This window comes from Halanaerobiales bacterium (genome assembly GCA_035270125.1).
Taxonomy (GTDB): Bacteria; Bacillota; Halanaerobiia; order Halanaerobiales; family DATFIM01; genus DATFIM01.
Window position 1 is genome coordinate 1 of the sequence record DATFIM010000224.1, and the last position, 2,136, is coordinate 2,136.

Consider the following 2,136-nt stretch of genomic DNA (forward strand, 5'->3'; position numbering starts at 1 on the left):
TTTTCTCTTATTTCTTTTAAACCTTCTAACATAAATTGATAATGACGGAGATTTGCTTCTGGAAAATCAGTATTTAAAACAAAAAAGACAGATAAACTTTTATTAAGTTTATTTGCCCTTTCAATTGCAAATTCTAAAGCATGATTATAGTTTACTCGTTGTGAGGCCTGCATCCAGTAAAATATTTGCTCTTTATTTTGTACCTGCTCATCATTGAGCGGCTTTATTCTTTCTTTTTGAATCATAGTGATCATTCCTTTTTGAATAATTGATTACTTTATTAATAAAAATATCTACTAATTCTGGATCAAATTGTTTTCCAGTTTCTTTTTTTAGATTATGAACTGCTCTTTTTTGACTAAAAGCATTTTTATAAGGTCTTTTACTTAACATAACATCATAAGCATCTACAATTGCTATAATTCTGGCGGTTATAGGAATTTCTCTACCTTTTTTGCCTAGAGGATAACCCTTTCCATCCCATCTTTCATGATGATATAAAATGCCTTCAGCAATACTACTAAGCTTAGGGGTAGTATTTGCTATTTGATAGCCAATCTCTGAGTGACGCTTTATTTCTTTCCATTCTTCTTTATTTAATTCACCATTTTTTTGTATAATATCTTTAGAAATTGCCACTTTTCCTATATCATGCATTTCAGCAAGAAGCTTTAGTTTCTTTATAAAGTTAGCGTCAAGGCCGATTTCTTCACCTAAGCTAACAGCCATATTTTTTAACCTATTACAGTGTTCTTTACTTTCACAGGTGTTTTGGTGAAAGGTATTTTTAAGTGAATTAAGAATAGAAGTGTGCATATCCTGACTTTCACTTAATTTATTTTTATACATTTCATTTTCTGCTCTTTTAAAAACTTCATTTAAGTCCTCATTACTATTATCTCTGGAGGCAAAACCTAAGGCAATACTTGGTTCAATCGGGTCTGCATTCAAAGAATTAACTTCCTTTTTTATTCTTTCAGTTACTTTTTTTGCTCCCTGATAATCAGTATGAGGTAAAAGGATAACAAATTCATCTCCACCCCAGCGTGTGATTATATCCTGACTGCGGCAGCTATTTTCAATTTTTTTGGCCATTTTTTTAAGAAGCTTATCTCCAGCATTATGGCCAAAAGCATCATTGGCAAGTTTTAATCCATTGACATCACCGATGATAATAGAAAGAGTATTAAGACCCATTTTGTTAAAGCGATTCATTTCTTTTTGAAAATAATTTTTGTTAAAAAGTCCGGTAAGACTATCTTTATAAGTAAGCTTTTTTATCTTTTTATTAGCTTTTTTCTTTTCAGTAATATTTCGGGAAATACCTACTATTTGTTTAACTTTTCCCTGGGAAATAACCGGGGAAAGCTTGGTATGCCAGTACTCTATTTTATTATCTCTTTCTACTTTTTCATCAAAATCTATTGCTTTTTTCTTGTCTATACATTTTTTGATCTTTTTATTAATAAAATTACCATATTCTTTTCCATATAATTCTGCTGGTGTTTTTGAGATTATTTGTTTTTGGGGAAGTTCAGCATGTTTTTTATAGGCATTATTTACTTTATTATATCTATATTCTACCTTGTTAACATCGATTAGGACTACTGAATCAGTTGTATTATTTAAAATAGTATTATATTTTTTAGCGAGGTCTTTATATTTGTATCTCACAGAATTATTTAAAAAGTTTATAGTATAACTTAAGAGATTTAAAACAAGATAATTGATAAAATAAATAACAGGATTAAGGGCTGGATCTGGATGATTAAAAAGTAAAGTTAATAATAAAAAAGAGAAAAATATATTAAAAATAAAAAGAGTTTTATCCATTTGAAAAGTTGCATTTAATAATAAAGAAAAAACTACTATCATTACTGCTAAAGTAAAATGAAAGTTATTAGAAAATGTATTAAAAAGAAGATGAATCAAAGAAAGATAGGCAGTTATCAAAGTTACTTTATATATATTTTCTTTAATTTTTTTGTTAAAAAAGCTTAAAGTGATAATAAGAGTTAAAAATATTGCAATAATTAATCTTAAATAAAGAGGTAAATAAGAACTGGCATTAATTATACTTGTTTTATATAAAAACCCAAAGATTATAAAAAGAATAGTAATAGCAGTTAAAACTAT

The 2,136-nt window shown here is 27.6% G+C and carries 2 protein-coding genes; both read right to left on the reverse strand.

All coding sequences use genetic code 11. From position 1 onward, the window contains the following. Positions 1-245 (reverse strand): deoxyribodipyrimidine photo-lyase (locus VJ881_11065; protein ID HKL76593.1); only part of this gene is annotated, 245 nt, incomplete at its 3' end. After that, the coding region (locus VJ881_11070; protein HKL76594.1) for an HD domain-containing phosphohydrolase at positions 211-2,136 on the reverse strand (1,926 nt) is incomplete at its 5' end. The genes VJ881_11065 and VJ881_11070, both read right to left, overlap by 35 nt.